General features: G+C 74.5%; 7 protein-coding genes. All 7 read right to left on the bottom strand.

The window, feature by feature from the left end:
- On the bottom strand, nucleotides 1–620 hold a 620-nt coding region (locus ACFU6K_RS30180; RefSeq protein ID WP_380668338.1), incomplete at its 3' end, for a putative baseplate assembly protein.
- A complete protein-coding gene (locus tag ACFU6K_RS30175; RefSeq protein ID WP_380668336.1) occupies nucleotides 620–1042 on the bottom strand; it encodes a GPW/gp25 family protein in 423 nt (140 codons plus the stop codon). The genes ACFU6K_RS30175 and ACFU6K_RS30180, both read right to left, overlap by 1 nt.
- On the bottom strand, nucleotides 1039–1356 hold the full coding sequence (locus ACFU6K_RS30170) for a PAAR domain-containing protein (RefSeq protein WP_380668334.1): 318 nt from the start codon (nucleotides 1354–1356) through the stop codon (nucleotides 1039–1041). The genes ACFU6K_RS30175 and ACFU6K_RS30170 overlap by 4 nt, the downstream gene beginning before the upstream one ends.
- A 74-nt stretch (nucleotides 1357–1430) precedes the next feature.
- Entirely contained in the window at nucleotides 1431–3209 is a 1779-nt protein-coding gene (locus tag ACFU6K_RS30165; RefSeq protein WP_380668332.1) for a VgrG-related protein, read from the bottom strand.
- Nucleotides 3206–3958: a LysM peptidoglycan-binding domain-containing protein gene (locus ACFU6K_RS30160; protein WP_380668330.1), complete on the bottom strand. Its 753-nt coding sequence runs from the start codon at nucleotides 3956–3958 to the stop codon at nucleotides 3206–3208. Before ACFU6K_RS30160 ends, ACFU6K_RS30165 begins: the two co-directional genes overlap by 4 nt.
- Nucleotides 3959–4063: 105 nt before the next feature.
- Nucleotides 4064–4489 (bottom strand): phage tail protein, encoded by a 426-nt coding sequence (locus ACFU6K_RS30155; RefSeq protein ID WP_380668328.1) that lies wholly within the window; start codon nucleotides 4487–4489, stop codon nucleotides 4064–4066.
- 148 nt (nucleotides 4490–4637) lie between these two features.
- Entirely contained in the window at nucleotides 4638–5039 is a 402-nt protein-coding gene (locus tag ACFU6K_RS30150) for a hypothetical protein (protein WP_380668325.1), read from the bottom strand.
- Between the last annotated feature and the right edge of the window lie 456 nt (nucleotides 5040–5495).

The raw sequence follows: 5495 nt of genomic DNA, 5'->3' as shown, positions 1-5495 counted from the left end.
TCCCAGGCCAGCGGCGGCTGGCGCGGGTCGACGCCGACGCCCTCGACCCGGCTGTCCAGTCGGACGACCAGGATGCAGCGCGGCACCACGGCCGGCAGGGCGAAGAGCATGGCGTCCCCGGCCACCGGGCGCTGCTGGAAGCACCGGACGTCCGCGCCGTCGGCCAGCCGGGCCGTGCCGTCGGACTGCTCGCCGGAGGCGGAGACGGTGACCAGCCGCTCCAGCGAGCTGGGGACGACCGGCAGGTCCTCGGCGGTGGAGAGGACCACCGCCTCGTCGGTCTCGGTGCGCAGTGTGGAGACCTCGGTGCCGGCCCGCAGCAGGACCGTCTCGGTCTGCGGGGCGGAGAGCCAGAAGTCGACCTCGGCCCGGGCCGCGGCCGGCGGGAAGAGCCGGATGCCGAGCAGGTCGAGGAAGGCCGCGTAGTTCTTCTCCGGCACCCGGTTCAGCCGGTAGAGCAGCTGGTCCACCAGGTAGGCGAAGGTCTCGATCAGGGTGACGCCCGGGTCGGAGACGTTGTGGTCGGTCCACTCGGGGGCGCGCTGCTGGACGTACCGCTTGGCCTCGTCGACGAGCTGCTGGAAGCGGCGGTCGTCCAGGTTCGGGGAGGGCAGGGCCATCAGTTCGCAGACCCCTCGGCCGAGTTCGGGTGTTCCGGGATGGTGTAGAAGGGGAAGACCAGGTTGCGGCGGTCGTTGGTGGCCCGCACGGTGTAGTGGACGTCGATGTAGAGGGTGCCCTCCTCGACGCTGTCGAAGGCGATCACCACGTCGTCCACCTCGATCCGCGGTTCCCAGCGCTCCAGCGCGATGCGCACCTCGCGGGCGATCCGCCCGGCGGTGGTGCTGTCGCCGGTGGCGAAGACGTACTCGTGGATGCCGCAGCCGAACTCGGGGCGCATCGGCCGCTCGCCGGGGGCGGTGCCGAGGATCAGCCGGATCGCCTCCGCGAGTTCGCGGTCGCGCTCCACCAGGGCGATGCCGCCGGTGGCGTTGACGCGCAGCGGGAAGGCCCAGCCGCGGCCGATGAAGTTGCCCGTCATATGCCGCCGCCGATCAGCACGTTGAACGCGCCGACGGTGATGGTGGCGCCGCAGGTGGTCTTGTCCCCCACCCGGGCCGCGGGCAGGCCGCCGATCAGTACGACTCCCCCGGTGAGCGCGCCCGGGGAGGGCAGCACCACGTCGCCGGGGCCCAGGGCCAGGTGCGGGGGGACGACGCAGGCGTGGACGGTGCCGACGACGGCGGCGGGGCGGCCGCCGATCAGCACGGTCGCCACCTTGAGGGCGCCCGGCGGCGGGGTGGTGAGGGCGCCGCCGTGATCGGTCAGGTCGCCGGTCCGGGCTGCGGGGGGCATGTGCGGTCTCCGTTTCGGATGGTGCCCGCTGGTCGTGGGGCACGCGTCTGCTGCCAGGTGTCTGTGACGATACGTCAGTTGATCCGTACGAGGGCCCCCTTGAGCACCGCCTCGGCGCCGCCGTCCACGGTGACCGCCGTCGTGCCCCGGACGGTGACCGATCCGCCGCGCACGTCCACCGTGCCGGTGCCCGCGTCCAGGGTGATGCCGGAGGAGGAGAGCCGGACGGTGCTGCCGGCCGCGCCGCCGAGGCCGTGGACGGTCAGCACGATCTCGCCGCGCTGCTGGTCCAGCTTCACCTCCAGCTTGCCGTCGCCGCTCGCCAGCCGGACGCCGGACTTTCCGCCCGGCACGTCCAGCAGCTCCATCCGGTGGCCCGAACGGGACACCACGGAACGGCGGTTGACCTTGCCGGAGCCCGGGTCGACCAGTGGCACGTCGTGCGGGGAGGGCCGGTCCACGCCGTTGTAGAGCCCGCCCAGTACGTACGGGCTGTCCAGGTCGCCCTGCTCGAAGCCGACCAGCACCTCGTCGTTGACCTCGGGGCTGACCACCCCGCCGCCCCCGGCGCCGCCCCACTGCACGGTGCGCACCCAGTCGGAGACGTAGGTGTCGTCCAGCCAGGGGAACTTGAGCTTCACCCAGCCGCGCTGCCCGCCGCCCGGCTCCCGGACGTCGGTGACCACGGCGACGGCCAGGCCGGGCATCCGCGGCCCGCGCGGCGGCGCGTTGCCGCCGCTGGTCAGCCCGGCCAGCGAGCGGTCGGGGGCCGCGCTGACCACCACGGTGGTCCGGTAGCCGCGGAACGGTTCGAGCAGGTGGCGCACCCCGGTGGCGGTGTAGCGGCCGGAGAAGGCGGCGCCGACGTTGCCCAGGGCGACCGCGGTTCCGGCCCGCAGCCTCGGGTTGCCCTCGGCGACGACCTCCAGCTCGCCGAAGCCGGCCGCCACCGAGGCGGCCAGCGACCGGGCCACCGAGGCGGTCTCCGCCTGGGTGCGGTACGGGGTGTCGGCGACGGTCAGCCGGGCCCGGGCGGGGAAGGCGGAGGTCACCGCCGAGGGGCTCATCCCCGGCTGCACCGTCTGGGACGTCACCGCGGGCTCGGTGGCGACCAGGGCGTTCTTGGTGGTGACGTTCCAGCCGCGCGCCTCGACGGTGTCCGCCCCTCCGGCGCCGGTCAGCACGCCGCGCAGCTCCAGCAGGTTGCGGCCGTACTCCAGCACCAGCGGGTTCTGCGGCGCGGGGGTGGACGGGGCCGGCGCGCCGGAGGCCGGGTCGGGCCTGACGAACTCCAGCTTCCCGTCGTCGTCCACCCGCACCTGGGCGCCGCTCTCCTGCGCCAGGAACTGGAGGAACTCCCAGTCCGGGACGTTGGCCTGGGAGAGCTGCTGGTGGACGACCGGGAAGGAGTCCACCCGCCCGCAGGTCAGGCCCGCTCCGGAGGCGACCTCGCGGACGATGTCGGCGGTCGTCATGTTCCGGAAGGCCTTCACCCGGCGCCCGCGCATCAGCCGGTGGGTGACCGCCGAGGCCCGCACCACGGTGTACGAGCCCGTGGTGTCCACCTCCAGCTCCAGCGCCGTCACCTCGCCGGTGAACAGCCGCGCCCGGGTGTTCCCCTGGACGGTCACCACGGACACCTTCAGCGGGGTGCCGATGGTGATCCCGGTGGCGGAGAGGAAGGTGTGGTCGGCGTCCCGGAAGGACAGCACCGCGGTGTCGGGCAGGCCGACGCTCTCCTCGATGTCGCAGGAGACCAGCTGGGTCGCCCAGATCGGCGGCAGCGGGCCCGGTGCCTCGACGACGGGATCGGCGGCGAAGGAACGGCCGCCGCGGGCCTCGGGCGTGGTCATGGCCGCACCCCCTGCGCGGCGCCGCTCGGGGTCCGTCCGCTCTGCGTGAGCTCCTCGATCCCCGGCACGATCAGTTCGGCGCCCGGGATCAGCGCCAGCGGGTCGTCGATGTCGTTGGCCTCCGCGATGGTGCGCCAGGCGGTGGCGTCCCCGTAGGCGCGCCAGGCGAGCAGCGGCAGGCTGTCGCCGGCGATCACCCGGTGGGTGCTGCGGGCCTCCGGCGAGCCGGAGGTCGGGTTCTGGCCGGCCGGGTCGACGCTGGCCTCGTCGATGCTGAGCGAGCAGACCGCCCGCAGCGGCTTCCCGTCGACGTCGAAGAGCGAGTAGGTGACGGAGAGGCCGGTCAGCACCCCGTTGAACGACGTGGTCTTCAGGGTGCCCCAGTCCAGCCGGATCCACGGGCTGGCCGGGGTCTTGCGCGCCAGGCTGGCCGGGGTGGGCACGCAGGCCGTCATCAGCTGCTCCACCGCCCGCTCCACCGAGTTGTCGTGGGTCGCGGTGGAGTCCAGGAACACGTCGAGGGAGAGCGAGCGCGGACCGCTGCCGACGAACTCGGGCAGCGCGGACTCGCCCGCCATCCGGGACGGGGTGCGCCGCCACTCGGTGGTCTTGCGCAGCACCAGGGTCGCCGGGTTGAACTGGAGCCGGAGCTGGGCGAGCGTGCCGCCGGGCTGGGCGCCGACCGTGGACGGTGGCTCCATGATGGTCAGTTGGGCCCGGGTGACGCTCGCGGGGACCGCTGGGGACATCCTGGTGCTCCTTCCGTGGGTCGGGCTGTCGGACTGTCGGGCGAGGGGGGCGGGTCTGGCTGTCGGGCGAGGGGGGCGGGTCGGGCCGCCGGGCAGGCGGCGGGGTCAGGAGGGGCGCAGGCCCGCGTGGGCGATCTCCAGGGTCTCCATCGCGGCCTGGGAGTTGGCGGGGTCGAAGGACGGGCCCTCCCAGCGCACCGGGACGATGCCGAGCACCTGCCAGCCGACGATCCGGCTCAGGTCCGGCCGCAGCGCCACGATCTCGCCGTCCTTCGGCTCGACCTTCTGGACGATCTCGGACAGCCAGCGGGCGATCTTCGTCGTATCGGCGGTGACCGCCCGGGTCAGGGTGATGTTCGTCCAGGTGATGCGGCCGGGCAACTGCCAGGCGAAGCCGTTGTTGCCGCCCTCCGCGTACTGCTCGATCTCGACCTGGGCGCCGAGTCCCGAGCAGGTGGTGAACTCGCCCAGGTCGTTGCCGCCGATGGTCAGGCTGAAGAACACACTGGACGCGAAGATGGTGTCGGTCATCGGTTCGGCTCCCTGCTCCCTTGCTTCCGGTCACGGCGCTGCGGCCTGCTGTCGGCCGTCCGGCTGGTCCGCGTTCTGGTCTGCGTTCTGGTGTGCGTTCTGGTCTGCGTTCTGCTGAGCGTTTCCGGCCCCGCGTTCCGGTCCGTGCTCAGCGGCGCATGTCGTACGGCTTGCCGCTGCGCTCCCGGCCCCTGCGCAACTCGGTGCGCAGCAACCGGCCGACCGGTTCGACCAGCCGCCGGGCCAGTTCGTCGAGGTCGGCGGGGTCGGCGGACGACGCGGCGGACGGTCCGCCGGGGGCGTTCCCCGGGGCGCTCCCGGCGGGCGAGGCGGCCGGGGACGGCGCTGCGCGCTGCACCGTGGTGGGCGTGCGCGCTGGTACGGCGGTCAGCGGCACCCCGGTCAGGCCGGTCTGCTCGGCCACCCGCTGCAACAGCCGCGCCGTGGCGGGCGAAGGCGGGGCGGGTGACGGCGGGGCGGTCGGGGTGGGCGCGGCGGTGGTGGCCCTGGTGGCGGTGGTGGTGTGCCCGGCGGGCAGGGCCCGTGACACGACGAGCGCGGGTGCGGTGGCGGCCCCGACGGCGGGTTGCCACCCCGGGGACGGCTGCGGGGGCCGCGACGTCGCCGGAAGACGCTGGACCGGCGCGGCCGTCACGGGCCTGAGCCGGACGACCGGTGGGCGCGGGGCGGGCGTCGCCGTCGCCGCTGTGGCCGCCGCACCGGGGGTGCCGGGGCTCGGACGGCCTGCGGAGGTCGGCATGGCGGAACGCTGCAACGCCGGGGCGCTCACGTTCGGGACCGCCGCACGGGGTCGGCCGGGCAGGGCCTGCGACGGGTTCGCGGGTACGGCTGCGGTCGGACCGGTGCCTCCCGCCGCTGACGGGTGCTCGGCCCGACTCGACGACCGCCGGGAGAACGCGCGTTGCACGGCGGCCACGACCCCGCGCGACGCCTCCGTACCGGCGACGGCCGCCCCCGGGGCACTGGACCGCGCCGGGGTCGTCCG

Origin of the sequence: Kitasatospora sp. NPDC057512, from assembly GCF_042802135.1 — a bacterium.
In the GTDB taxonomy this organism is placed as follows: Bacteria; Actinomycetota; Actinomycetes; order Streptomycetales; family Streptomycetaceae; genus Kitasatospora.
The sequence above is the reverse complement of the archived record's forward strand: the minus strand, read 5'-3'. Positions and strand labels throughout refer to the sequence as shown.

Coding starts and splice junctions, on each gene's coding strand:
- ACFU6K_RS30160 (WP_380668330.1), bottom strand. CDS start 3,958: ATGTCCCCAGCGGTCCCCGCGAGCGTCACCCGGGCCCAACTGACCATC.
- ACFU6K_RS30165 (WP_380668332.1), bottom strand. CDS start 3,209: ATGACCACGCCCGAGGCCCGCGGCGGCCGTTCCTTCGCCGCCGATCCC.
- ACFU6K_RS30170 (WP_380668334.1), bottom strand. CDS start 1,356: ATGCCCCCCGCAGCCCGGACCGGCGACCTGACCGATCACGGCGGCGCC.
- ACFU6K_RS30155 (WP_380668328.1), bottom strand. CDS start 4,489: ATGACCGACACCATCTTCGCGTCCAGTGTGTTCTTCAGCCTGACCATC.
- ACFU6K_RS30175 (WP_380668336.1), bottom strand. CDS start 1,042: ATGACGGGCAACTTCATCGGCCGCGGCTGGGCCTTCCCGCTGCGCGTC.